This window comes from Pseudomonas sp. JAI115 (genome assembly GCF_014200835.1).
In the GTDB taxonomy this organism is placed as follows: domain Bacteria; phylum Pseudomonadota; class Gammaproteobacteria; order Pseudomonadales; family Pseudomonadaceae; genus Aquipseudomonas; species Aquipseudomonas putida_A.
In genome coordinates, this window is sequence record NZ_JACHCY010000003.1 from 24,140 (window position 1) to 49,208 (window position 25,069).

Sequence of the window (25,069 nt, forward strand, 5' to 3'; positions counted from 1 at the left end):
CCTTATCAGCTGGATACCGGCTGCAGATCGGCCGCCAGCAATCGTTTGATTTCCGGGACGCACGAACCGCATTGCGTGCCGCATCCCAGTTGTTGTTTGAGGCCTTGCAGATCGAGACCCTGGCGAATCCCGGCACACACCGCGCGGTGGCTGACGTTTTGGCAGTTGCATAGGGTTTTTCCCGGATTGGCCTGCAAACTGGCACTGCCCGGCGGCGCACTCATCGGCGCCAGCAGCCAGCGTCGCAGTTGTTCATCGGCGCGGCCCTCCAGCCATAGCCCCTGCAGCCAATGCTGGGCCAGGGTTTCGCCGGCCAGGCGGATCGCGGTGATGCGGCCGTTTTCGATGCGTACCCGTTTGCCGATGGCGCGACGCGCGTCGTCGTAGGCCAGTACCGGCCCGTCGAGCAGCGCCAGACACTGATCGATATCGCGCAGCAGTTGCGGCTCCGGCGCCGTGACGCTGGCAGCGCGTATCAGCAGCGCGGGCCGTTCACGTCCGGCAAGGCTGAGGCTGACGTAGGAAAACGCCTCACACAGGGGTCGTAGTGTCTCGAAATGCCGTTGAACATCGCCCTCGATGAGTGCGAAGAGCTGCCATGGCAGATTCACCGGTTCCAGACGCACGCCGCTGTGCTTGAGTTCGGGCTGCTTCGACAGCGAGTCGAAGGCCGTTAGGGTCAGGCTGTTTACTCCGCCCTTGAGAAAGCGCTCGCCCCAGTGCATCGGCAAAAAAGCCTGACCCGGACGCACGCCGTCGTCGCTGCCGACAGCCACAATCACCGCACCGCGTCGACTCTTCAGATTGACCAGATCTCCCGGCTGCAAACGATGACGGCGCATTTCGTCCGGATGCAGGCTCAACAGCGCTTCGCTGACATGCCCGAACAATTGCGCTGCGGTGCCGGTGCGGCTCATGCCGTGCCATTGATCGCGCAGACGCCCGGTGATCAGGGTCAGCGGAAACCGTGCATCGCGTTGTTCTTTGGCCGCACGATAAGGATCGGCAACAAACTGCGCACGACCGTTGGCCGTGGGAAAAATCCCGTCGCCATACAAACGCGCGGTGCCTTGTCGGGCGCCGGTGGGGAAGGGCCACTGCTGCGGTCCCAGTTCATCGATCAATTGATGGCTGATGCCCGACAGGTCCAGATCGCGTCCACGGGTCAGTTGCTTGTATTCGTCGAACAACTGCGCCGGATGCTCGAAAGCAAACAGGCTTGGTTGTTGCGGACGCAGACGTTGCTCCAGCCGTTGTGCGAAATCCACGGTGATCGCCCAGTCCGGCCGCGCTTCACCGGGTGGGAGAATGGCCTGGCGCACGTGGGAAATGCGCCGTTCGGAGTTGGTCACCGAGCCTTCCTTTTCGCCCCAGCTGGCAGCGGGTAACAACAGGTCGGCGAAGGCGGCGGTTTCGGTGGTGCGGAAGGCTTCTTGCAACACCACGAACGGGCAGGCCTGCAGCGCCTCGCGAACCGCGTTTTGATCGGGCATGGACTGTGCGGGGTTGGTGCAGGCAATCCACAGCGCCTTGATCTGGCCGCTGCGCATCCGCTCGAACAGCTCGATGGCGCTCAGTCCAATGTTTTCAGGCAGTTGATCGACGCCCCAATAGGCTGCCACTTCGGCGCGGTGTTCGGGGTTGGCTGCCTCCCGGTGACCGGGCAGCAAATTGGACAGGCTGCCGGTTTCCCGCCCGCCCATGGCATTTGGCTGACCGGTCAGCGAGAAAGGTCCTGCGCCTGGCCGGCCGATCTGCCCGGTGGCCAGGTGCAGATTGATCAGCGCGCTGTTTTTCGCGCTGCCAGCGGTGGACTGATTCAGGCCCATGCACCAAAGCGACAGGAAACTTGGCGCCGTGCCCACCCATTCCGCGCACTGCTGCAATTGCTCGACACTGATCCCGCACAGTTGCGCGACCATTTGCGGGGTGTAATCGCGCACCCGATTTTTCAGTTCAGGCAAACCGTCGGTGTGCGCCTTGATGAAGTCGCGGTCGATCCAGTCTTCCCACAGCAGCAGATGCAAAATCCCATGGAACAGAGCGACATCGGTGCCGGGCAAAATCGCCAGATGCAGGTCCGCCAACTCACAGGTGTCGGTGCGTCGGGGATCGATGACGATGACCTTCATCTGCGGTCGGCGCGATTTTGCCTCTTCAAGGCGTCGGAAAAGAACCGGGTGGGCGTAGGCCATGTTACTGCCGGCGATCATCACGCAATCGCTGAGCTCCAGATCTTCATAGCTGCACGGCGGCGCATCGGCGCCGAGGCTGCGCTTGTAACCGACCACCGCTGACGACATGCACAGCCGGGAATTGCTGTCGATGTTGTTGGTCCCGACCAGCGCTCGCGCCAATTTGTTGAAGGCGTAATAGTCCTCGGTCAGCAACTGTCCGGAGATGTAAAACGCCACGCTGTCCGGGCCGTGTTCGGCGATGGTCTCGGCAAAGACCTGGGTCGCGTGATCCAGCGCCGTATTCCAGTCGCAGCGACTGCGCGCCAGGCCTTTGCCCAGACGCAGCTCCGGGTACAGCGCCCGGGCGGCCAGATCGCCGGTCAGGTGCAGGGTCGAGCCTTTGCTGCACAATTTGCCGAAGTTGGCCGGGTGCGCCGGATCGCCGCTGACGCCGAGAATGCGCTCGCCGTCATGCTCGATCAGCACGCCGCAGCCGACGCCGCAATAACAGCAGGTCGAGGCGGTCGTCTGGCGGTTCATCAGACCGCATCCCGCAGTGCCAGCTGCACGCGGCCGTTTTCGACCCGCGCCGGATGATGGTGCGCGCAGCCGATGTCCGGCGCCTGGGCTTCACCGGTTTGCAGGTCGATCTGCCAGTTGTGCAGCGGGCACGCCACACGTTTGCCGTAGATCAAACCCTGTGACAACGGCCCGCCCTTGTGCGGGCAGCGATCGTCTAGGGCGAAAACTTCGTCGTCGCTTGTACGAAAAATCGCGATGTCGCCTTTCGGCCCGGCAATGATCCGCGAACCGAGGGCATTGATCTCTTCCAGGGCACAGATATCGAGCCAATTCATGCCGGCACCTCCAGGTTTTTCACGGGGATCACCTCGAATTCTTTCTTGAGTTGCGGCTGCGCCAGACGCTCTTTCCACGGGTCCTGTTCGAACGACAGGGAGAATTGCAGGCGCTCATTCAGGGCCTTGCGCCGCTCCGGATCTTCAAGCACGGCCTGCTTGATGTGCTCCATGCCGACCCGTTGCAGGTAGTGCACGGTGCGTTCGAGGTAAAAGGCTTCTTCGCGATACAGCTGCAGGAACGCGCCGTTGTATTCACGAACTTCCTCGGCGGTTTTCAGCTTGACGAAGAACTCGGCGACTTCGGTCTTGATCCCGCCGTTGCCGCCGATGTACATCTCCCAGCCGGAGTCGACACCGATGATTCCTACGTCCTTGATCCCCGCTTCCGAGCAGTTGCGTGGGCATCCGGAGACAGCGAGTTTCACTTTGTGCGGCGACCACATGTTGAAAAGGTCGTGCTCAAGCTCAATGCCCAACTGCGTCGAGTTCTGCGTGCCGAAGCGGCAGAACTCGCTGCCGACGCAGGTTTTCACGGTGCGAATGGATTTGCCGTAGGCGTGGCCGGACGGCATGTCGAGGTCTTTCCAGACGCCCGGCAAGTCCTGCTTCTTGATCCCCAGCAGGTCGATGCGCTGACCGCCGGTGACCTTGACCATCGGTACGTTGTACTTGTCAGCCACGTCGGCAATCCGGCGCAATTCCGAGGGGTTGGTCACGCCGCCCCACATCCGTGGCACCACCGAATAGGTGCCGTCCTTCTGTATGTTGGCGTGGGCGCGTTCGTTGATCAGGCGCGATTGCGGATCGTCCCTGGCTTCGCCGGGCCAGGTGGAAATCAGGTAGTAGTTCAGTGCCGGCCGGCAGGTGGCACAGCCGTTCGGGGTGCGCCAGTTGAGGTAGCTCATGGTGCCGGCGATGGTCAGCAGATGCTGTTCGCGGATCGCCTGGCGGATCTGCCCGTGGTTGAGGTCGCTGCAACCGCAGATGGCTTTTTCGCTTTTCGGTTTGACGTCCGCCGCGCCGCCGACGGTGTTGATCAGGATCTGCTCGACCAGCCCGGCGCAGGAGCCGCAGGAACTGGCAGCCTTGGTGTGCTTCTTCACGTCATCGACGCTGAACAGGCCGTGTTCCTGAATCGCCTTGACGATGGTGCCTTTGCACACGCCGTTGCAGCCGCAGACTTCGGCAGTGTCAGCCATGCTCATGGCTTTGTCCTGGCCCTGATGTCCTACGTCGCCAAGTGCGTTTTCTCCGAACATGAGGTGATCGCGGATCTCGCCGATGGCGTGATTCTCACGAATCTGCCGGAAATACCAACCGCCATCTGCCGTATCGCCGTACAGACAGGCGCCGACCAGCACGTCATCCTTGATCACCAGTTTTTTGTACACGCCGCCGATCGGGTCGGAGAGGGTGATGGTTTCGGTGCCTTCGCCGCCCATGAAATCACCGGCGGAAAACAGGTCGATGCCGGTGACTTTCAATTTGGTCGAGGTCACCGAGCCCTGATAGCGGGCGAAACCCAGTTGTGCGAGGTGATTGGCGCAGACCTTGGCCTGTTCGAACAGCGGCGCCACCAGGCCATAAGCGATGCCGCGATGGCTGGCGCACTCGCCGATGGCATAGATGCGCGGATCGTAGGTTTGCAGGGTGTCGTTGACCAGAATCCCGCGATTGCAGGGGATGCCGGCGCGTTCCGCCAGTTCGGTATTGGGGCGGATGCCGGCGGCCATCACCACCAGATCGGCGGGGATGATCTCGCCGTTCTTGAATTGCACCGAGCCGACCCGGCCGTTGCCTGCGTCGTGCAGGGCCTGCGTCTGTTCGCACAGGCGAAAATGCAGGCCACGGGCTTCGAGCGCCGTTTGCAGCAGTTGGCCGCTGGTCTTGTCCAGTTGTCGCTCCAGCAGCCATTCGCCGATGTGCACCACGGTGACGTGCATGCCGCGCAGCATCAGGCCGTTGGCGGCTTCGAGGCCGAGCAGGCCGCCGCCGATGACCACCGCGTGCTTGTGGGTTTTGGCGGTGTCGATCATCGTTTGGGTGTCGGCGATGTCGCGGTAGCCGATCACACCCTGCAAGTCATTGCCCGGAATCGGCAGGATGAACGGCGTCGAGCCGGTGGCGATCAGCAGGCGATCATATTCAGCCTCGGTGCCGTCCTCGGCGATCACCCGGCGTTTGACTCGGTCGATCTGCACCACCTTGCGGTTGAGCAGCAACTTGATGTGGTTTTCCAGGTACCAGTCGAGGTCGTTGAGCACGATCTCTTCGAAGGTCTGTTCACCGGCCAGCACCGGCGACAGCAGGATGCGGTTGTAGTTGGTGTGCGGTTCGGCACCGAAGACCGTGATGTCGTACAGCTCGTTGCTCAACTTGAGCAGTTCTTCCAGGGTGCGAACCCCGGCCATGCCATTGCCGATCATCACCAGTTTGAGTTTTTTCATCAGGTTCTCCGGGGAGCGGTGGCTGGCCTCTTGTGGGCAGTCAGGCCGTGCTCGACAAATGTTGCGCAAACAAAAAAAGGCGTCCCGCTAGTTGCCTAGCGAGGACGCCTTTGTCCTGGTCCCGTTCTCTCGGGAAGCGCAGCCTTCGTCGTTGAAGGTTGGGCTTTATGTATGGTGAAACGGGTAATGCAGTGGTTGTGCCAAGTGGGAGAATGGCGTGTTTATTAGGCGGAAGCGGTTATAGACGGGGATTTTTTGCACCGAATCGACGCGGGTTGCTCGTTCGCGGGGCATTCAGGCAGACAGAATTGTTGTGATTGAGCTGGCCTCTTCGCGAGCAGGCTCGCTCCCACAGTGGAACCGAGTCGTTCACAAATCCCCTGTGGGAGCGGGCTTGCTCGCGAAGGGCGCGACGCGGTATCAACGATGAAACAACACCACCAGCAGCACCAGATTCCCCAGCAAAGCCAGCAATGCTACCGTCCGCCAGACCGTCAACGGCTCACGCTCCAGCAAAGGCCTGGGTCGCACACTCAAACTGCGCCGCTCGCCTTTTTCCAGCACCAGCAACCATTCCTCAGCCGTTTCAAAGCGCTGTTGCGGATCCGCCGCCACGCCACGCTCCAGGCTCTGCGCAATCCATTCCGGCATGTCCGGGCGGTAGCGACCAGCACTCACCGGCAGGCCAAATCGCGGCCGCTGGAACGCTTCGACCTCGCCATAGGGAAAATGCCCGGTCAGCAGGAAAAACAGGGTCACGCCCACCGCGTACAGATCCTGTTGCGCACTCGGTGGCTCGCCGCGAAAGGCTTCCGGGGCGATATAGCTGGGCGTTCCCGGCAGCGTTGACGGGGTGTCTTCGGACAGACCGGGGCAGTACGCCAGACCAAAATCCAGCAGGCGCAACTCGCCATCGTCACCCAGATGCAGGTTTTCCGGCTTGATGTCGCGGTGCAGAATCTGCCGCCGATGCAGCAGACCCACCGCCCGCAGCAAACGCTCGGCAATGTCCTGCCACTGCGCCAGCGGCAATGCAGGGTGGTGTTGAAACAGCTGCGCCAACGTCATCCCGGAATATTCGCGCATCACGTAGTACAAATGCTGACGCTGAGTGCCGGCATGGACTTCAGGAAAATGCCGACTGGCGACACGCTTGAGGAACCATTCTTCCGACAGCAAGGCTTGCCCGGCATGAGGATCATCGGCCAGCCGTGGCGGCAGGGTTTTCAACAACCAGCCCCGACCTTGGCCATCCAGCACTCGATACAACAGCGATTGCTGGCTCTGAGCGACAACGCCCTGCACCTGCCAGCCTTCGAACATCTGCCCGGTTTTCAGCGCTGGCGGCAGCGGCCATTGCTGTAAGTGAATCAGTGCATCGCCGATGTTCGCTTCGCCGAGCGCGTCGACCCGCACCAGCAGCGCACTGGCATTGTCCTGGCTGCCGGCCAGATGCGCGGCATTGACCAGCGTGTGTGCGGCGCTGTCGAGATCCGGTTGATCGCGCAGAATCGCGGCAATCGCGGTATCGCCCAGAGTCGACCACACGCCATCGCTGAGCAGCACGAAACATTCGCCCTCGCGTAATTCACCGTCGAGAAAATCCAGCACCAAATGCTGATCCAGCCCCAGCGCGCGTTTGAGCACGTGCTGCATGCCTGGCTGCTCCCAGACATGATCCTGCGAGATCCGCTGCAAAGCGTCGGCCTGCCAGCGATAGACCCGGCAATCGCCGACGTGGGCCAGGGTGAAACGCCGACCGCGCAGGACCAGCGCGCTGACCGTGGTCAGCAACGGTTGCCCGCCGCCATTGGCCTGTAACCAGCGATTTTGCGCGAGCAGCAGGCGATCCAGCGCCTGCGCCACGCTCCAGGTTTGCGGTGTGGCGTAGTAATCCAGCGCCAGTGCCTGCAGGGTCGAGCGGGCGGCCAAGCCGCCGTCGACGCATTGGCTGACACCGTCGGCGATGGCGACCAGATAGCCTTTGCTGGCGGCCAGCGCCGGGGCGGGCGTCACCAGACGCAGGGCGTCCTGATTTTCCGCGCGCGGGCCGGTGGCGCTGGCCTGGGCGAAGCTCAGTTGCAGGGGCATCGACGCCTCAGACTCGCGCAGCGGTCACTGCGGCCGAACCCCAGGTGGTTCTCCAGCGACGCTTGACCCCGTGCAGACCGAACCACGCCAACACGCCGAGGCTGGCGAACAACCACAGCGCCAGTTGATAGCTGCCGGTACTTTGCTTGATCGCGCCCATGCCGGCCGCCAGGGCAAAACCGCCAATGCCGCCGGCCATGCCGATCAGCCCGGTCATCACCCCGATCTCCAGGCGAAAACGTTGCGGCACCAACTGGAACACCGCGCCGTTGCCGGCGCCGAGACCGAGCATGGTGCAGACGAACAACGCCAGTGCGGCGTAGGAACTGGGCAGGTTGAAACCGACAGCGGCGATGCAGATTGCCGCTACGGTGTACATCGCCAACAAGGTGCGGATGCCACCGAAGCGATCCGCCAACGCGCCGCCCAGTGGACGCATCAGGCTGCCACCGAACACGCAGGCAGCGGTGTAGTAACCGGCGGTCACCGGGCTCAGGCCGTATTGGTCGTTGAAGTAGCCGGGCAGGGCGCTGGCCAGACCGATAAAGCCGCCGAAGGTGACGCTGTAGAAAAACATGAACCACCAACTGTCGCGGTCGCCGAGGGCCTTGAAGTAGTCGGCCATGGCTTTGGCCTTGGGCCGCTGCGGGGCGTTTTTTGCCAGCCAGGCGAACAGCACCAGCGTCAGGATCAACGGAATCAGGGCGAAACCGAATACGTTGCTCCAGCCGAACGCCGCAGCCAGCACCGGGGCGATCAGCGCGGCGAACACGGTACCGGAGTTACCGGCGCCGGCGATGCCCATCGCCTTACCCTGATGCTGCGGTGGATACCACTGCGAAGCCAGCGGCAGGGCCACGGCAAACGAAGCACCGGCCATGCCGAGGAACAGTCCCAGAATCAGCGCCTGTTCAAAACTGTGGATGCCGAGTTTCCAGGCGCCAAACAGCGCGCAGATCACGATCACCTGACCGATCAGACCAGCGGTTTTCGGCGACAGACGATCCGCCAGCATACCCATCACAAAGCGCAGCACCGCACCCGCCAGAATCGGTGTCGCCACCACCAGACCACGTTGTTGCGTAGTCAGGTGCAGGTCGGCGGCGATCTGCACCGCCAGCGGGCCGAGCAGGTACCAGACCATGAAACTCAGGTCGAAATACAGAAAGGCTGCGAACAGGGTCGGGGTGTGGCCGGATTTCCAGAAGCTTGAATTCATCGCGCACCTCAGCTGAAAAGAGTCTCGAAAGGAGTCACAGCAGGTGGAGCGCCGCCACGGCCGCACCACCGGCCCCGGGCTGTGGGGCCAAAACGCAAAAACGCCGCTACCTGGTTCGCCGGTGGGGCGAACGGGTGAGCGACGTCTTTGTCGTGGGTGGGCAACCGCCGTTGGTTACCTGTGCGGAATACTTAGCGAGATTTGTGCCAACAGTTCTTGACGGGGGGGGGGCGGCGATTCGCGAGCAGGCTCGCTCCCACAGGGGAATGCATTTCCAATGTGGGAGCGAGCCTGCTCGCGAAGAGGGCTTACGGGCCCTGATAGAATTCAGCCAAGCAACTCACTCATGGCAATGATCTGCTCCGCCACCTGAATCAGTTTCTGCTGGCGGCTCATGGCCTGGCGGCGCATCAGGGTGTAGGCCTCTTCTTCGTTGCAGTCTTTCATCTTCATCAGCAGCCCTTTGGCCAGTTCGATGCGTTTGCGCTCGGCCAGTTGCTGATCGCGGGCCAGCAGTTGCGCGCGCAAGGCCTGATCGCTTTCGAAGCGGGCCATCGCCACATCGAGAATCGGCTGCAAGCGCTGGGCGTGAATGCCCTCGACGATGTAGGCACTGACCCCGGACTTGATCGCCTGGCGCATCACCTCCGGGTCGTGTTCGTCGGTGAACATCACGATCGGCCGGGGCTGGTCGCGGCTGACCAGCACCACTTGCTCCATGACATCGCGGCTCGGTGACTCGGTATCGATCAGAATCACGTCCGGGCGCACCGTTTCGACGCGGGCCGGCAGGTCGATGGTCAGGCCGGACTCATCGATGACCTCGAAACCGGCCTCGGTCAGCGCGGCCTTCAGGCGGCCGACTTTTTTCGCGGTATCGTTGATCAGCAGAATGCGGAGCATGTTGGCGGCCTCCTGTCAGCGGCGAGCGAGCAGAGGAGCGGCGTCGCTCAGGGCGTGCAGCTTGAAACTGCGGGCGTAACCAGCCGGATCGCTGCCGTCCCAGACTTTGCCATCGAGCAACTGGCTGCTGCGCATTTCCTTGCCCCACGCGGCGACACCGACGGCGGTGGCCGCTTCGCGATAGATATCCAATTGTTGGACCTGGCGGGCCACCGCGAGGTAGTCGGGATCCTCGCGCAACAGGCCCCAGCGGCGAAATTGGGTCATGAACCACATGCCATCGGACAGGTACGGCAGATTCACCTCGCCGTTGCCGTGAAAGCGCAAGGCGTGCGGGTCCTGCCAGCGATTGCCGAGGCCATCGGCGTAATCACCGAGAAAACGCGGCTCGATGCAGGACAGCGGGGCGTCGAGATACTCCGGGGCGCTCAGCAACTGCGCGGTGCTGCGGCGGTTTTCCGGGTTTTGCTCGATGAAGCGGCTGGCCTCGAGGATCGCCATCACCAGCGCCCGGGCGGTGTTGGGGTATTGCTCGACGAAGGAGCGGGTGCAACCGAGGACTTTTTCCGGATGATCGGGCCAGATGCTCTGGCTGGTGGCCAGGGTGAACCCCAGATCCTGCTGCACGGCGGCGGCCGCCCACGGTTCACCGACGCAGAAGCCATCGATGCGCCCGGCTTGCAGGTGAGCGACCATTTGCGGCGGCGGCACCACCACGCTGTCGACGTCCTGCAACGGATGAATGCCCTGACTCGCCAGCCAGTAATACAGCCACATCGCATGGGTGCCGGTGGGAAAGGTCTGGGCGAAGGTCAGTTTTGCGCGGGTTTGGTGCGCCTGCCGATCGAGTGCTTCAGGACTGGTCACGCCCAGTTGCTGCAAACCGTGGGACAGGTTGAGGCTCTGGCCGTTCTGGTTCAGCCCCATCAGCACCGCCATGTCGCTCGGCGCCACGCCACCGATGCCCAGATGCACGGCGTAAATCAGCCCATACAGGCTGTGGGCCACATCCAGTTCGCCGCTGACCAGTTTGTCGCGCAAGGTCGCCCAGGACGCCTGGCGCTTGAGGTTGATCGTCAGGCCGTAGGGCTGGGCGAAGCCCTGTGTTGCGGCCACGACCACCGAGGCGCAATCGCTCAGGGCCATGAAGCCGAGGTTGATCGCGCTTTTTTCCGGGGCATCACTGCCGTTGACCCAGGCCAACGGCCCGACGGACGAATCACTCATATAAAGCCACCCTCAAAAAAAACGCCGTCCCAGGCTTTGCTAAGGCAAAACCTGCGAACGACGCCATTGTCCGTGCCCGCACGCCGCCATTGGCCTGTGGGCTGATACCCTGAAAGTGCAAGGCATATGCCAGTCAGGCTGATTTACCTGTGTGCCTCGCGCCGGGGGACGTTGCCCGGCTATAATCGCCGCCTCTTTTCGCCGCCCGAGTCATCGCCGCCCATGTACACCCTGGCCCGTCAGCTGTTGTTCAAACTTTCCCCGGAAACCTCCCACGATCTGTCGCTGGATCTGATCGGCGCGGGTGGGCGTTTGGGCCTCAACGGCATGCTGTGCAAGAAGCCGGCGAATGTGCCGGTGACGGTCATGGGCCTGGACTTCCCGAACCCGGTGGGTCTGGCGGCCGGTCTGGACAAGAACGGCGCGGCCATCGACGGTTTCTCGCAACTGGGTTTCGGTTTTGTAGAAATCGGCACCGTGACCCCGCGTCCGCAGCCGGGCAACCCGAAACCACGGATCTTCCGTCTGCCGGAAGCCGAGGCGATCATCAATCGCATGGGCTTCAACAACCTCGGTGTGGATAACCTGCTGGCGCGGGTCGCGGCGGCCAAATACAAGGGCGTGCTGGGGATCAACATCGGCAAGAACTTCGACACCCCGGTCGAGCGCGCGGTGGATGACTACCTGATTTGCCTGGACAAGGTGTATGCCCACGCCAGCTATGTCACGGTCAACGTCAGCTCGCCGAACACCCCGGGCCTGCGCAGCCTGCAGTTCGGTGATTCGCTCAAGCAGTTGCTGGCGGATCTGGCCACGCGCCGCGCCGAACTGGCCCTGCGCCACGGCAAACATGTGCCGCTGGCGATCAAGATCGCCCCGGACATGACTGACGAAGAAACGGCGCAGGTGGCTCAGGCACTGATCGAAACCGGGATGGACGCAGTGATTGCCACCAACACCACCCTGAGTCGCGTTGGCGTCGAAGGCATGGAGCACGGTGACGAGGCCGGTGGTCTGTCCGGCGCCCCGGTGCGTGACAAGAGCACGAATACCGTGAAGGTGTTGGCGGCGGAGCTGGGTGGTCGGTTGCCGATCATTGCGGCCGGTGGCATCACCGAAGGCAAGCATGCGGCGGAGAAGATCACGGCGGGTGCGAGTCTGGTGCAGATTTACTCGGGCTTCATCTATAAGGGCCCGGCGCTGATTCGTGAATCCGTCGACGCGATCGCCGCGCTGCGCTGAGGTTTTCTGAGGGCTCTGTGGCGAGGGGATTTATCCCCGATCGGCTGCGCAGCAGTCGTAAAATTTGCTTCCGCCGTTCGCCTGGCACACTTGGGTGGATGGATTCGGGGCCGCTTCGCAGCCCATCGGGGATGAATCCCCTCGCCACAGGGAGTCTGTATCGTCCGGGGCAGGCATAAAAAAGGGCTCCTCGAAGGAGCCCCTGGGCCGAAGCCCGCCGTCCGGGAAGGACGTGCATGGTAAGTCGCTAGAAATTCAGATTGTCGTGTTGCAATAAGTGCCCTGTGTCAGCCGACGGCGTGAAGTTCGTTGAGTCTGTGGATTCCCGCAGTGCCGGTCATACCGTCCCAGTTGTCGCCGCGTCCTTCTCGCCAGCCGTTGATCCAGGCTTGGCGTACCGACGGTAGAGTAAATGGGCAAAGCTCGCGGGATTTGCCACCAACGCCATATTGATATCCGCGCAAAAATGCTCTTTCCAACGGATCACGCTTAAGTCTTCTCATAGGGTGTTTCCCTCACTTGTTGACTGTTTTCGTCGCGTTGACCTCAACCGAGGTCTGGCAGAAAAAACTCTGCCGTTGGGCGGCTCGCTGCCGGCGTGGCGAGCCAAGGTGTTGACGCCGTTGCGACGTCAACCTGTGGTCAGTTCTAACCAATGAGTCACACCGAGGGAATGATCGTTTTGTCATAAGGACGTAACGAAAATAGTGCTACAGCCATAAGTAACGACGGGTTTCATGAACGTTTTTTCAGCAAACCCCGGTATGATCGGCCCCGCACTGGATGATGGGGTTAATCCTTTAGTGAGAATGACCCACGTTTACGCTGGGGTAATATTCGACGAAGGGTTGCTTTGAGTCATTTTGTTTCATCAACTTTAATACCTGTCCTTGCATCTAAGCTCTTTTAACCCGAGCAGCGGGGATGGAACGGCACACCTTCGTGCCACGCGGGCGCTCTTTTAGAAAAGCGCCTGATTGAAAACCGGATCGGCAATGCGTTGCCGGTTCACTAGCCAAAGGCTCTGGAAATACCATGTCCGACCGTTTCGAACTCTTCCTCACTTGCCCCAAAGGCCTTGAAGGCCTGCTCATCGAGGAAGCCGTCGGGCTTGGCCTTGAAGACGCCCGCGAGCACACCTCCGCCGTGCGTGGCATGGCGACCATGGAAACCGCTTATCGCCTGTGCCTGTGGTCGCGTCTGGCCAACCGGGTGTTGCTGGTGCTCAAGCGCTTCCCGATGAAAGATGCTGAAGACTTGTACCACGGCGTGCTTGACGTCGAGTGGCAGGATCACATGCTCGCCGACGGCACCCTGGCCGTTGAATTCAGCGGCCACGGCTCGGGCATCGACAACACCCACTTCGGTGCGCTGAAAGTCAAAGACGCCATCGTCGACAAACTGCGTACCCCGCAAGGCGACCGTCCGTCGATCGACAAGCTCAACCCGGATCTGCGTATTCACCTGCGCCTGGATCGCGGCGAAGCGATCCTGTCCCTCGACCTTTCCGGCCACAGCCTGCATCAGCGCGGTTACCGCCTGCAGCAGGGCGCGGCGCCGCTGAAGGAAAACCTCGCGGCAGCGATCCTGATCCGTTCCGGCTGGCCGCGCATTGCGGCCGAAGGCGGCGCGCTGGCTGACCCGATGTGCGGTGTCGGTACGTTCCTCGTCGAAGCCGGGATGATCGCCGCCGACATGGCGCCGAACCTGCGCCGCGAGCAGTGGGGCTTTACCGCATGGCTCGGCCACGTTCCGGCGCTGTGGAAAAAACTCCATGAAGAAGCGGTCGAACGCGCCGCTGCCGGTCTGGCCAAGCCGCCGCTGTGGATTCGCGGTTACGAAGCCGACCCGCGGCTGATTCAGCCGGGCCGCAATAACGTCGAGCGCGCCGGTCTGAGCGAGTGGATCAAGATCTATCAGGGCGAAGTCGCGACCTTCGAGCCGCGTCCGGATCAGAACCAGAAAGGTCTGGTGATCTGCAACCCGCCGTACGGCGAGCGTCTGGGTGACGAAGCCAGCCTGCTCTATCTCTACCAGAACCTCGGCGAGCGCCTGCGACAGGCCTGCTTGAACTGGGAAGCGGCGGTATTCACCGGCGCCCCGGATCTGGGCAAGCGCATGGGCATTCGCAGCCACAAACAGTATTCGTTCTGGAACGGCGCGCTGCCGTGCAAGCTGTTGTTGATCAAGGTGCTGCCGGACCAGTTCGTCACCGGCGAGCGGCGGACTCCGGAACAGCGTCAGGCCGAGCGCGAGCAAGCAGCCTACGATCAGACCCCGAACGAGCCGCAAGAGCGCAAGTTCAACAAGAACGGCAACCCGATCAAGCCAACGCCAGCCCCGGCGCCGGTGATCGAGCAGCCGCGCCTGAGCGAAGGCGGGCAGATGTTTGCCAACCGCCTGCAGAAAAACCTCAAGGCGATGAGCAAGTGGGTCAAGCGCGAAGGCATCGACTGCTACCGCGTCTACGATGCCGACATGCCGGAATACGCAATGGCCATCGACCTGTACCACGACTGGGTGCACGTGCAGGAATACGCCGCGCCGAAGTCGATCGATCCGGAAAAGGCCTCGGCGCGCATGTTCGATGCCCTGGCGGCGATCCCGCAGGCGCTGAACGTCGACAAGAGCCGCGTGGTGGTCAAACGCCGCGAGCGGCAGAGCGGCACCAAGCAATACGAGCGTCAGGCGGCGCAGGGCAAGTTCAATGAGGTCAGCGAAGGCGGCGTCAAGCTGCTGGTGAACCTCACTGACTATCTCGACACCGGGCTGTTCCTCGATCACCGGCCAATGCGCATGCGCATTCAGAAAGAGGCCGCCGGCAAGCGCTTCCTCAATCTGTTCTGCTACACCGCGACCGCCAGTGTGCATGCGGCCAAGGGCGGTGCGCGCAGCACCACCAGCGTCGACCTGTCGAAGACTTACCTCGACTGGGCGCGGCGCAACCTGTCGCTGAACGGCTTCTCCGACAAGAACCGTCTGGAGCAGGGCGACGTGATGGCGTGGCTGGAAAGCAGCCGCGACGAGTACGACCTGATCTTCATCGACCCGCCGACCTTCTCCAACTCCAAGCGCATGGAAGGCATCTTCGACGTGCAGCGTGATCAGGTGCAGTTGATCGACTTGGCCATGGCACGTCTGGCGCCGGGTGGCGTGCTGTATTTCTCCAACAACTTCCGCAAGTTCCAGCTGGAGGAGAACCTGGCCGAACGTTACGCGGTCGAGGAAATCAGCGCGCAGACCATCGATCCGGATTTTGCGCGTAACACCAAGATCCACCGCGCCTGGAAAATCACGGCTCGTTGACGCTTGGGCGGGTTGGATCCACAGAGCCTTGATTTTTAAAGGCTCTTGGATCCGATCAGCGCTAGCCAAATTAATGGCTAATAGCTATAACTCAACTCATGGCCAATGGGGTTTTCCCCCCGAAACAATGGCGTCGTGAGTTGCCCCTATGTCGTTGCACCCCGTGCGCCCAAAGATTCTGGGTTTTATCAGCGAAGACGTCTCGGCCTGGCTGGTCGCGCTGCTGGTATTGCTCGCCGGCGGGATTCTCACGGGGCTGCTCGCCTGGGCCACCCTCAATCAGTTTCACCATCAACTGCGCCAACGCTTCCAGTTGCTGGCCAATGAGCGTTACAGCCGTATCGAAGAGCGTTTCCAGGATCAGGAACAGCGTCTCGACGGCCTGCGCCGTTTCTTCGCCAACTCCGATTCGGTCTCACGTAATGAATTCGACGGCTATGCCAAACCGCTTCTATTACGCACCCAGGCCTATTCCTATGCGCCGCGAGTCAGCCGTGCCGAACGCCCGGCGGTCGAACAGGCCGTGCGTAACGAAGGCTTCAGCACTTTTACCTTTCGTGAACTGAACGCTGACGATCAGTTGCAGACCGCCGCTGATCGCCCCGAATACGTACCGGTGATCTACACCCAGAGCCTCAGCCGCTTGCCCACACCGCTGGGTTACGACTTGCTGGCGCAGCCGCTGCGCCGGGCGACGCTGGAACGCGCCGACCGCACCGGGCACATGGTGGTGTCGCAACCATTGCATCTAGTGGGGATTGATCCGGCGTATGCCCGGGGCGTCTTGCTGCTGGCGCCGGTCACTCGTGAAGGGGCGCCGAAAGGGCCGCCGCAAGGCTATGTGATGGCGGTGATCAGCATGCAGCAGTTGCTGGCCGACGGACTGCCGGAGGAGCACCAGGATTTCCTCAATGTACGCATTCTCGACCTGTCCACCGATGAACAGCATGAAGTGCTCTACGAGTCCGCCAACCAGGCTGGGGCCAGTGATCTGTCCGCCACACGTCTGTTGCGCATGGCCGACCATGACTATCAAGTGGATATGCAGCCCAGCGAAGCGTTTCTGCAGGCCAACCATTCGTCGATCAGCAGCCTGGTGGTGCTGGGGGCGCTGCTGAGTCTGTTGCTCAGCGCACTGCTTTACGTGCTGGTCAGTCAACGCCAGCGCGCATTGCGCATGGTCGAACTGCGCACCCAGGAACTGCACGCCCGCGAGCAGGAATTGCGCGGCACCCACGGTCAGTTGCGCGGGGTACTGAATGCCGCGACCCAGGTGGCAATCATCGCCACCGACCTGCGCGGGGTGATCAACACCTTCAACCCTGGCGCCGAACAGATGCTCGGCTACAGCAGCGCCGACGTCGTCGGGCACATGACCCTGGAAAACCTGCATCTGCCGCGAGAACTGGTCGCGCGTTCGGCGGAGTTGAGCGCGCGTTACGGCAAGAGCATTCCGACCTGCCACGCGATGTTGGTCGAGGGCGGCGAGGTCGGCGGTCATGAGGCGCGTGAATGGACGCTGGTGCGCAGCGACGGCAGTTATCTGCCGGTGAACATGCTCGCCACCCCGGTGCTCGATGAGCAGGGTTTGTGGGTCGGGCATCTGGCGATCTGCATCGACATCACCGAGCGCAAGCGCGTGCACGAGGCGCTGGCGGCGCGGGATGTATTGCTGAAAAAGCTCAGCGCCCACGTGCCCGGCGGCATCTACCAATTCAAGATGGAGTTCGACGGGCGCTTCAGCGTGATCTACGCCAGCGATGGCATCCGCGAGATCTACGAGCTGGAGCCGGACGTGCTGCTGCTCAATGCCGAGGCGATTTTCACCCGCATCCATCCACAAGACGTCTCGCGAGTGCGCAGCTCGATCCGTGCTTCGGCAGACAGCCTCAGCCCATGGCGCGAGGAATACCGTGTGCAGTTGCCCGAGCGCGGCCTGCGCTGGGTGCGCGGCGAGGCGACGCCGGAAGAGCTGCCGGGCGGCGGCGTGCTGTGGCACGGCTACATCTCGGACATTTCCGATTTGAAACGGGTGGAGGAGGAATTGCGGGCGCTATCGGTCACCGACTCGCTGACCGGTATCCACAACCGCCGCTACTTCCAGGAACGCCTGACTACCGAAATGGCCCGGGTCGAGCGCGGCGGCGGTGAGCTGTCGGTGATCATGCTCGACATCGACCACTTCAAACGCATCAACGACCAGTACGGCCATGCCGTGGGCGACCGGGTGCTGCAAGCGGTGTGCGAGCGCATCGGCCATCGTTTGCGGCGTACCGATGTGTTCTGTCGTCTCGGCGGCGAAGAGTTCATGGTGCTGTGCCCGGACATCGACGGCGAGCATGCGTACATGCTGGCGGTGGAGTTGTGGCAAGGCCTGCGCAGTGCGCCGGTGGATGTGGTTGGGGTGGTGACGGCCAGTTTCGGCATCGCCAGTTGGCGCCCGGGGGAGGGCGCGGATGCGCTGTTGCTGCGGGCAGATTCGGGGGTGTATGCGGCGAAGCAGGGCGGGCGCGATCGGGTCGAGCAGATGAGCTGAGCCTTGGCACGATCTACCTGTGGGAGCGGGCTTGCTCGCGAAAGCGGTGTGTCATCCAGCAAAAATACTGACTGATCTGACGCCTTCGCGAGCAAGCCCGCTCCCACATGAGAGCGGCTGTGTTTTTACAGGGCCGAAGCCGTCTGCGGCAGGCGCGGCTGCTTGTACAGGTCCAGCAGCACCTGATCCAGCACCGACGACGCGCCGAACGGCGCCTTGTCGTTGAGGATCGCCACCACCGCCCAGGTGTTGCCGTTGACGTCGCGGCTGAAGCCGGCGATCGCGCGCACGGTGTTCAGGGTGCCGGTCTTGACGTGGGCTTCGCCGCGCATCGCGGTGGTCTTCAGGCGTTTGCGCATGGTGCCGTCGGTGCCGGCAATCGGCAGCGAGCTGATGTACTCGGCGGCGTACGGGCTGTGCCAGGCGGCTTGCAGCATGTTGGCCATCTCGCGGGCGCTGACGCGTTCGGCGCGCGACAGCCCGGAGCCGTTCTCCATCACCAGGTGCGGCGCGGTGATGCCTTTCTTCGCCAGCCACTGGCGGACTACGCGTTGTGCGGCCTTGGCGTCGTCACCGTCGGCTTCGTTGCGATATTTCTGGCCAAGGCTCAGGAACAGCTGCTGCGCCATGGTGTTGTTACTGTATTTGTTGATGTCGCGGATGATTTCCGCCAGATCCGGCGAGTAGGCGCGGGCCAGCAGCTTGGCGCTGCTCGGGGTCGCGGCGAGGCGATCCTTGCCCTGGATGCTGCCGCCCAGTTCTTTCCAGATCGCACGCACGGCGCCAGCGGTGTAAGTCGCGTGGTCGAGCAGCGACAGGTAAGTCTGCGAGCTGCAGCCATCGCCCAACTGGCCGGCGACGGTCACGGTCACGCTGCCGTCAGCCTGGGTTACCGGGTTGTAGCGCACGCCACCGGTGCACTGCTTGGAGTTGAGCGCCTTGACCGTGTTTTCGATACGCACGCTGGCAATCGGCGGCTCCACCGAGATCAGTACTCGGCCCCCGTCATTGCGCGCGACGAAGCGCAGGGCCTTGAGGTTGACCAGCAGCGAGTCGGGTTTGACCAGGAACGGCTTGTTCTCGTCGTTGCCGTCGTCGTTGAACTCGGGCAGTTGCGGCTGGATGAAGAAGCCGCGGTCGAGGATCAGGTCGCCGGTGACCTGGGTCACGCCGTTGGCGCGCAGGTCGCGCATCAGCAGCCAGAGTTTCTCCATGTTCAGCTTCGGATCGCCGCCGCCCTTGAGGTACAGGTTGCCGTTGAGGATGCCGCCACTCAGGTCGCCGTCGGTGTAGAACTCGGTTTTCCATTGATGGTTAGGGCCGAGCATTTCCAGCGAGGCGTAGGTGGTGACCAGTTTCATGGTCGAGGCCGGGTTGACCGAGACGTCGGCGTTGTACACGGTCGGGTTACCCGGGCCGTCGAGCGGAATCATCACCAGCGACAGCGCAGTCGGCTGCAGCTTGCTGGCCTTGAGGGCTTTTTCGACGTTAGGGGTGAGGGCGGTATTGATAGTGGCCGCAGAAACCGGCAGGGCCAGAGGCAGAAGAAGGCCGGCGAGAAATAGTGGACGCAACGATTTGATCATCTGAAATAAAACCCTGCACAAGAGGGGGAAAATAACGAGGACATGGATGAAAAAGCCCTCAGTGGTCATGAAAGTGTCGGCATTATGCCCCAAGGTGTAACAGCTTGTGCCTTGCCCGGGGCGGCCATTTCGTTATTTTTTTTACAGGCGGTCGGCCACCGTACCCAGAGAGTCGGGCAATTGACCGCTTAAACTGGTAAAGTGCCGGCCGTTATTACTTAAGAGGATTGTTCCAATGGCGACTAACCGTTCCCAGCGTCTGCGCAAAAAACTGTGCGTTGATGAATTCCAAGAGCTGGGTTTCGAACTGAACCTGGACTTCAAAGAAGACTTGTCCGAAGAAGCCATTGACGCTTTCCTCGAAGCATTCATCAAAGAAGCCATGGAAGCCAACGGTCTGGGTTATGTTGGCGGCGATGACTTCGGTCTGGTTTGCCTGCAGAAGCGTGGCTCGGTCAACGAAGAGCAGCGCGCTGCCGTTGAAGCCTGGCTGAAAAACCGTAGCGAACTGACCGGCATGACCGTCAGCCCGCTGCTGGACGTCTGGTATCCGGAAAAGCCGATCAACGCGGCCAAGTGATACTGAAAAAAACGGCGACCTGAGGGTCGCCGTTTTTTTTGGGAAGATCAAAAGATCGCAGCCTGCGGCAGCTCCTACACTGATCTCTGTAGGAGCTGCCGCAGGCTGCGATCTTTTGCTTCTAGGCTTTACGCCAATTCAAAATCAATAACGTCAAAACCCCTGCGACAATCCCCCAGAACGCCGAGCCGATGGAAAACAGCGTCAACCCCGACGCCGTGACCATAAAGGTAATCAACGCCGCCTCGCGTTCCTTCACTTCGGTCATGGCAATGCTCAAGCCATTGATGATCGAGCCGAACAGTGCCAGCGCGGCAATCGACAGCACCAATTCCTTTGGCAGCGCGGCAAACAACGCCGCCAGTGTGGCGCCGAACACCCCGGCAATCCCGTAGAAAATCCCGCACCAGACCGCAGCGGTGTAGCGCTTGTTGCGATCTTCATGGGCGTGCGGTCCGGTGCAGATGGCTGCGCTGATGGCCGCGAGGTTGATGCCGTGGGAGCCGAATGGCGCCAGCAGCAGCGAGGCGATGCCGGTGGTGGTGATCAGCGGCGAGGCCGGTACGCTGTAGCCGTCGGCACGCAGCACGGCGACGCCAGGCATGTTTTGCGAGGTCATCGCCACCACGAACAGCGGAATGCCGATGCTGATGGTCGCCGCGAGGGAGAAGTGCGGCGTGGTCCAGACTGGCGTCGCCAGTTCCAGATGGAAACCGCTGAAGTCCAGCAGGCCCATGAAGCCCGACAGCGCGGTGCCGATCAGCAACGCGGCAAGTACCGCATAACGCGGCGACAGGCGCTTGACCAGCAGATAGGTGAAAAACATGCCCAGCACCAGCCCGGTGCGGTGTTGCGCGGCGACGAAGATTTCGCTGCCGATCTTGAACAGAATCCCCGCCAGCAACGCTGCCGCCAGCGACGCCGGGATCTTTTTCACCAGGCGTTCGAAGCTGCCGGTCAGTCCGCAAATCGTCACCAGCACCGCGCAGGTGATGTAGGCGCCGATGGCCTCGCCGTAGCTGACGCCACCGAGACTGGTGATCAACAACGCCGCGCCGGGCGTCGACCAGGCGATGGTGATTGGCGTGCGATAGCGCAGCGACAGGCCGATCGAGCACACCGCCATGCCGATCGAGATCGCCCAGATCCACGAGGAAATCTGCCCGCTGCTCAAACCCGCCGCTTGCCCGGCCTGGAACATCAGCACCAGCGAACTGGTGTAGCCGGTCATCATCGCAATGAAACCGGCGACGATCGCCGAAGGCGAAGTGTCGGCGAGAGGGCGCAGGCGGGTGTAGGTGGCGTCGTTCATGACGGCGGTGTTCCTTCTTATGGAAAGCAGTGAATCCAGCAGGTCTGTGTGCGTGCCCGGTTTTTTGTGGCGAGGGAGCTTGCTCCCGCTGGGCAGCGAAGCTGTCCCAATATGGGCGACGCGGTATTTCAATCCACTTGCGTCGCCTGGGTTTACGACTGCTGCGCAGCCGAGCGGGAGCAAGCTCCCTCGCCACAATGTTGGGTACGGCGGCGGTTTTGGTGTTTAAGCCTAAACTCAATCGTAACGGATCGTTGCAATACAGCCGTGGTCACAAACAGCCATACAGTCGTGTTGCCACCATCCATTGTGTACAATCGCGCTGTTTTTTACGCGATACTTGCCAGCGACCTACTGTGCCGTATTACAGTCACGGTCTATTCGCCGCAGTTCTCCCGACTCGAGTGCCCATGAACGAACAGTTGCAACCCCTCAAGAAACAACCGCGAGCAGGCAAAGCCGGCCGCAGCGGAACCCAGGACGATATTGTCTACGCGCATATCTTCGAGGCGATCCTCGAACAGCGTCTGGCGCCCGGCACCAAGTTGAGCGAAGAAGCGCTGGGGGAAATCTTCGGGGTCAGCCGCACCATCATTCGCCGTGCGCTGTCGCGTCTGGCCCATGAAGGCGTGGTGCTGTTGCGGCCGAATCGTGGCGCCGTGGTCGCCAGCCCGAGCGTTGAAGAAGCGCGTCAGGTGTTCATGGCCCGGCGTCTGGTGGAGCGCGCGATCACTGAATTGGCTGTGCAGCACGCCACCGCCGAGCAGATTGCCGAACTGCGGCAGATGGTCAACGACGAGCGCGACAGCTTCTCCCGTGGCGATCGCGGTGCCGGTATCCGTCTGTCGGGCGAATTTCACCTGAAACTGGCGGAAGCGGCGAAGAATGCACCACTGATCAGCTTCCAGCGCAGCCTGGTGTCGCAGACTTCGCTGATCATCGCCCAGTACGAAAGCGGCAACCGCTCGCATTGCTCGTATGACGAGCACACCCAGTTGATCGACGCCATCGAAGCGCGCAACGGTGAACTGGCGGTGGACCTGATGATGCATCACATGGATCACATCGACAGCAAGCTCAACCTCGATGAGGAAAGTGCGTCGGATGATCTGCATGCGGTGTTCTCGCATTTGTTGCAGACCAAGAAGCCTGGGCGCCCTGCGGCCAAGCTTTAAAAGATCGCAGCCTTCGGCAGCTCCTACAGGGGAGTGCGATCCAATGTAGGAGCTGCCGCAGGCTGCGATCTTTTGATCTTCCTGACAGGCAACAAAAAATCCCCCGGGGTGAACACCACCGGGGGATTTTTTATGCCTTGAGAAAACTCAGCGCTGATGCACCAAAGCCCCCGCCGCATACGTCTGCTGCACCGTGCGGTCATCGCCCAGCGTCATCAGCACAAACAACGTTTCGGCAATGTTGTTGGCCTGTTTCAGGCGGTAGCTGAGCAACGGTGTAGCGTTGTAATCCAGCACCAGGAAGTCCGCATCGGAACCCGGTTGCAGGTTGCCGATCCTGTCTTCCAGACGCAGCGCCCGCGCACCGCCGAGGGTCGCCAGGTACAGCGACTTGAACGGACTCAGCCGCGCGCCCTGCAACTGCATCACTTTGTAGGCTTCGTTCAGGGTTTGCAGCAGCGAGAAACTGGTGCCGCCACCGACGTCAGTGCCGAGACCGACGTTGAGCTTGTGCTTCTCGGCCATCGGCAGGTTGAACAGACCGCTGCCGAGAAAGAAGTTCGAGGTCGGGCAGAACGAGATCGCCGAACCGGTTTCTGCCAGTCGCGCGCATTCGTCGTCACACAGGTGCACGCCGTGGGCGAACACCGAGCGCTCGCCGAGCAACTGGTAGTGATCGTAAACGTCCAGATAGCCTTTGCGCTCAGGGAACAGTTCCTTGACCCACTCGATTTCCTTGAGGTTTTCGCTGATGTGGGTCTGCATGTACAGATCCGGGTATTCGGTCAGCAGTTGGCCGGCGAGGGTCAGTTGCTCCGGGGTGCTGGTCGGGGCGAAGCGCGGGGTGACCGCGTAATGCAGGCGGCCCTTGCCGTGCCAGCGCTCGATCAGCGCCTTGCTCTCGACATAGCTCGATTCCGCGGTGTCAGTCAGGTAGTCCGGCGCGTTGCGGTCCATCATCACCTTGCCGGCGATCATTCGCAGGTCGAGCTTCTCGGCGGCCTCGAAGAACGAGTTCACCGATTGCGGGTGCACGCTGCCGAACACCAGCGCGGTGGTGGTGCCGTTGCGCAGCAGTTCCTTGATGAAAATGTCCGCCACTTCATCAGCGTGGGCCTTGTCACCGAACTGGCTTTCGCACGGGAAGGTGTAGGTGTTGAGCCAGTCCAGCAGTTGCTCGCCGTAGGCCCCGACCATGCCGGTTTGCGGCAGGTGGATGTGGGTGTCGATGAAGCCCGGGGTGATCAGCGCGTCCTGGTAGTGGGTGATCTCGATGTCCGCCGGCAGGGTCGGCAGCAGTTCGCTGGCGTGGCCGAGGGCGCTGATCTTTCCGTCATCGACCACCAGCAGGCCATCTTCGAAATACTCGTAAGAGGCTTCGATCCCGACTTCGGCGGGGTCGGCGATGCTGTGCAGGATGGCGGCGCGGTAGGCTTTGCGAGTCAGAGGCATGAGGGTTCTCTAATCAGTTTGAGGCTTTGAGTTTGGCGGCCTGACTGCGCCGGGAAACCGGCAGCAGTCTGGCAATCGGTTCGGCGCTGGCGCTGTGCTGGCCGAAATTGGCGTTATAGGTGGCGATGATTTCGCCGGCGATGGAGATGGCGATTTCCACAGGCAGTTTGCCTTTGACTTCGCCGATGCCCATCGGGCAGCGCATGCGTTGCACGACGCCGCTGTCGAAACCGCGATCACGCAGGCGATGTTTGAACTTGGCCCGTTTGGTCTTCGAACCGATCAGGCCGAAGTAGGCGAAGTCGTTGCGCTTGAGGATCGCGGCAGTGAGTTCCAGGTCGAGCTGATGGTTATGGGTCATGACGATGCAGTAGCTGCCGGCGGGCAGGTCGTCGATTTCATCCACAGGCTCTTCGGCGACGATTTTACGCACGCCGTGGGGAATCTGGTCGGGGAATTCCTCGTCTCGCGAATCGATCCAGCGCACCCGGCAGGGCAGGCTGGCGAGCAGCGGCACCAACGCGCGACCGACATGCCCGGCGCCGAACACGGCGATCTGCGCCTGCACCTGGCCCATCGGTTCGAACAGCAACACCGTGGCGCCACCGCAGCACTGGCCGAGGCTGGCGCCGAGGCTGAAGCGCTCCAGATGGGTGTCCTGCTTGCCGCTGGCAAGCATTTCGCGGGCGATCTGCATGGCTTTGTATTCCAGATGCCCGCCACCGATGGTGTCGAAGGTCTGTTTCGCGCTGACGACCATTTTCGAGCCGGCATTGCGCGGAGTCGAGCCGAGTTCTTCGATGATCGTCACCAGAACACAGGGTTCGCCCTGGTTCTGCAGGTCGGCGAGGGCGTCGATCCAGTTGTACATGTTCACCTCGACATCTGTCGTTGTCTGTTCGGGCCTCTTCGCGAGCAAGCCCGCTCCCACATTTGGAATGCATTCTCCCTGTGGG

17 protein-coding genes are annotated in these 25,069 nt (G+C 61.8%); 5 read left to right on the forward strand and 12 right to left on the reverse strand.

What is annotated here, in order from left to right:
* Positions 1-5 precede the first annotated feature (5 nt).
* From HDC30_RS08340 to HDC30_RS08370, 7 genes are all read right to left on the reverse strand, one after another.
* The gene (locus HDC30_RS08340; RefSeq protein WP_183782183.1) at positions 6-2,717 is read right to left on the reverse strand and encodes a nitrate reductase; all 2,712 of its coding nucleotides are present in this window, start codon (positions 2,715-2,717) and stop codon (positions 6-8) included.
* Complete coding sequence (nirD, locus tag HDC30_RS08345) at positions 2,717-3,034, reverse strand: nitrite reductase small subunit NirD (RefSeq protein WP_027613287.1); 318 nt, start codon at positions 3,032-3,034, stop codon at positions 2,717-2,719. The genes HDC30_RS08340 and nirD overlap by 1 nt, the downstream gene beginning before the upstream one ends.
* Positions 3,031-5,484 (reverse strand): nitrite reductase large subunit NirB, encoded by a 2,454-nt coding sequence (nirB, locus tag HDC30_RS08350; protein ID WP_183782186.1) that lies wholly within the window; start codon positions 5,482-5,484, stop codon positions 3,031-3,033. The genes nirD and nirB overlap by 4 nt, the downstream gene beginning before the upstream one ends.
* A gap of 420 nt (positions 5,485-5,904) precedes the next feature.
* Complete coding sequence (locus HDC30_RS08355; protein WP_183782190.1) at positions 5,905-7,575, reverse strand: bifunctional protein-serine/threonine kinase/phosphatase; 1,671 nt, start codon at positions 7,573-7,575, stop codon at positions 5,905-5,907.
* Between the two features lie 7 nt (positions 7,576-7,582).
* Positions 7,583-8,794: a NarK/NasA family nitrate transporter gene (locus HDC30_RS08360; RefSeq protein WP_183782193.1), complete on the reverse strand. Its 1,212-nt coding sequence runs from the start codon at positions 8,792-8,794 to the stop codon at positions 7,583-7,585.
* 327 nt (positions 8,795-9,121) lie between these two features.
* Positions 9,122-9,697, reverse strand: a complete 576-nt coding sequence (locus HDC30_RS08365) for an ANTAR domain-containing response regulator (RefSeq protein ID WP_183782196.1) — start codon at positions 9,695-9,697, stop codon at positions 9,122-9,124.
* A 15-nt stretch (positions 9,698-9,712) separates the two neighbouring features.
* Positions 9,713-10,924: a CmpA/NrtA family ABC transporter substrate-binding protein gene (locus HDC30_RS08370; RefSeq protein ID WP_183782199.1), complete on the reverse strand. Its 1,212-nt coding sequence runs from the start codon at positions 10,922-10,924 to the stop codon at positions 9,713-9,715.
* Between the two features lie 222 nt (positions 10,925-11,146).
* Between HDC30_RS08370 and HDC30_RS08375 the strand changes: the two genes are divergently transcribed.
* A complete protein-coding gene (locus HDC30_RS08375) occupies positions 11,147-12,166 on the forward strand; it encodes a quinone-dependent dihydroorotate dehydrogenase (protein ID WP_115990328.1) in 1,020 nt (339 codons plus the stop codon).
* A 287-nt stretch (positions 12,167-12,453) separates the two neighbouring features.
* On the opposite strand, the gene rmf is transcribed toward HDC30_RS08375, so the two are convergent.
* The gene (gene rmf, locus HDC30_RS08380) at positions 12,454-12,669 is read right to left on the reverse strand and encodes a ribosome modulation factor (RefSeq protein WP_003223300.1); all 216 of its coding nucleotides are present in this window, start codon (positions 12,667-12,669) and stop codon (positions 12,454-12,456) included.
* Positions 12,670-13,201: 532 nt separating this feature from the next.
* Between rmf and rlmKL the strand changes: the two genes are divergently transcribed.
* Together rlmKL and HDC30_RS08390 are read left to right on the forward strand one after the other, a co-directional pair.
* A complete protein-coding gene (gene rlmKL / locus HDC30_RS08385; RefSeq protein ID WP_027613280.1) occupies positions 13,202-15,472 on the forward strand; it encodes a bifunctional 23S rRNA (guanine(2069)-N(7))-methyltransferase RlmK/23S rRNA (guanine(2445)-N(2))-methyltransferase RlmL in 2,271 nt (756 codons plus the stop codon).
* A gap of 148 nt (positions 15,473-15,620) precedes the next feature.
* The gene (locus tag HDC30_RS08390; protein ID WP_183782218.1) at positions 15,621-18,008 is read left to right on the forward strand and encodes a diguanylate cyclase; all 2,388 of its coding nucleotides are present in this window, start codon (positions 15,621-15,623) and stop codon (positions 18,006-18,008) included.
* A gap of 125 nt (positions 18,009-18,133) precedes the next feature.
* Here HDC30_RS08390 and dacB read toward each other — a convergent pair whose 3' ends face one another.
* Entirely contained in the window at positions 18,134-19,594 is a 1,461-nt protein-coding gene (gene dacB / locus HDC30_RS08395) for a D-alanyl-D-alanine carboxypeptidase/D-alanyl-D-alanine-endopeptidase (protein WP_183782220.1), read from the reverse strand.
* 235 nt (positions 19,595-19,829) lie between these two features.
* Between dacB and HDC30_RS08400 the strand changes: the two genes are divergently transcribed.
* Complete coding sequence (locus tag HDC30_RS08400; RefSeq protein ID WP_003223308.1) at positions 19,830-20,174, forward strand: YggL family protein; 345 nt, start codon at positions 19,830-19,832, stop codon at positions 20,172-20,174.
* Positions 20,175-20,295: 121 nt separating this feature from the next.
* On the opposite strand, the gene HDC30_RS08405 is transcribed toward HDC30_RS08400, so the two are convergent.
* The gene (locus HDC30_RS08405) at positions 20,296-21,486 is read right to left on the reverse strand and encodes a benzoate/H(+) symporter BenE family transporter (RefSeq protein ID WP_183782223.1); all 1,191 of its coding nucleotides are present in this window, start codon (positions 21,484-21,486) and stop codon (positions 20,296-20,298) included.
* A 410-nt stretch (positions 21,487-21,896) separates the two neighbouring features.
* Here HDC30_RS08405 and HDC30_RS08410 point away from each other — a divergent pair, with 410 nt between their 5' ends.
* Positions 21,897-22,661: a GntR family transcriptional regulator gene (locus tag HDC30_RS08410; RefSeq protein ID WP_007961054.1), complete on the forward strand. Its 765-nt coding sequence runs from the start codon at positions 21,897-21,899 to the stop codon at positions 22,659-22,661.
* 147 nt (positions 22,662-22,808) lie between these two features.
* On the opposite strand, the gene guaD is transcribed toward HDC30_RS08410, so the two are convergent.
* Positions 22,809-24,113: a guanine deaminase gene (gene guaD / locus HDC30_RS08415; protein ID WP_183782226.1), complete on the reverse strand. Its 1,305-nt coding sequence runs from the start codon at positions 24,111-24,113 to the stop codon at positions 22,809-22,811.
* A 13-nt stretch (positions 24,114-24,126) separates the two neighbouring features.
* Positions 24,127-24,984, reverse strand: coding sequence for a xanthine dehydrogenase accessory protein XdhC (gene xdhC / locus HDC30_RS08420; RefSeq protein ID WP_183782229.1), 858 nt, complete (start codon positions 24,982-24,984; stop codon positions 24,127-24,129).
* Between the last annotated feature and the right edge of the window lie 85 nt (positions 24,985-25,069).

Coding starts and splice junctions, on each gene's coding strand:
- HDC30_RS08340 (WP_183782183.1), bottom strand. CDS start 2,717: ATGAACCGCCAGACGACCGCCTCGACCTGCTGTTATTGCGGCGTCGGC.
- nirD (WP_027613287.1), bottom strand. CDS start 3,034: ATGAATTGGCTCGATATCTGTGCCCTGGAAGAGATCAATGCCCTCGGT.
- nirB (WP_183782186.1), bottom strand. CDS start 5,484: ATGAAAAAACTCAAACTGGTGATGATCGGCAATGGCATGGCCGGGGTT.
- HDC30_RS08355 (WP_183782190.1), bottom strand. CDS start 7,575: ATGCCCCTGCAACTGAGCTTCGCCCAGGCCAGCGCCACCGGCCCGCGC.
- HDC30_RS08360 (WP_183782193.1), bottom strand. CDS start 8,794: ATGAATTCAAGCTTCTGGAAATCCGGCCACACCCCGACCCTGTTCGCA.
- HDC30_RS08365 (WP_183782196.1), bottom strand. CDS start 9,697: ATGCTCCGCATTCTGCTGATCAACGATACCGCGAAAAAAGTCGGCCGC.
- HDC30_RS08370 (WP_183782199.1), bottom strand. CDS start 10,924: ATGAGTGATTCGTCCGTCGGGCCGTTGGCCTGGGTCAACGGCAGTGAT.
- HDC30_RS08375 (WP_115990328.1), top strand. CDS start 11,147: ATGTACACCCTGGCCCGTCAGCTGTTGTTCAAACTTTCCCCGGAAACC.
- rmf (WP_003223300.1), bottom strand. CDS start 12,669: ATGAGAAGACTTAAGCGTGATCCGTTGGAAAGAGCATTTTTGCGCGGA.
- rlmKL (WP_027613280.1), top strand. CDS start 13,202: ATGTCCGACCGTTTCGAACTCTTCCTCACTTGCCCCAAAGGCCTTGAA.
- HDC30_RS08390 (WP_183782218.1), top strand. CDS start 15,621: ATGTCGTTGCACCCCGTGCGCCCAAAGATTCTGGGTTTTATCAGCGAA.
- dacB (WP_183782220.1), bottom strand. CDS start 19,594: ATGATCAAATCGTTGCGTCCACTATTTCTCGCCGGCCTTCTTCTGCCT.
- HDC30_RS08400 (WP_003223308.1), top strand. CDS start 19,830: ATGGCGACTAACCGTTCCCAGCGTCTGCGCAAAAAACTGTGCGTTGAT.
- HDC30_RS08405 (WP_183782223.1), bottom strand. CDS start 21,486: ATGAACGACGCCACCTACACCCGCCTGCGCCCTCTCGCCGACACTTCG.
- HDC30_RS08410 (WP_007961054.1), top strand. CDS start 21,897: ATGAACGAACAGTTGCAACCCCTCAAGAAACAACCGCGAGCAGGCAAA.
- guaD (WP_183782226.1), bottom strand. CDS start 24,113: ATGCCTCTGACTCGCAAAGCCTACCGCGCCGCCATCCTGCACAGCATC.
- xdhC (WP_183782229.1), bottom strand. CDS start 24,984: ATGTACAACTGGATCGACGCCCTCGCCGACCTGCAGAACCAGGGCGAA.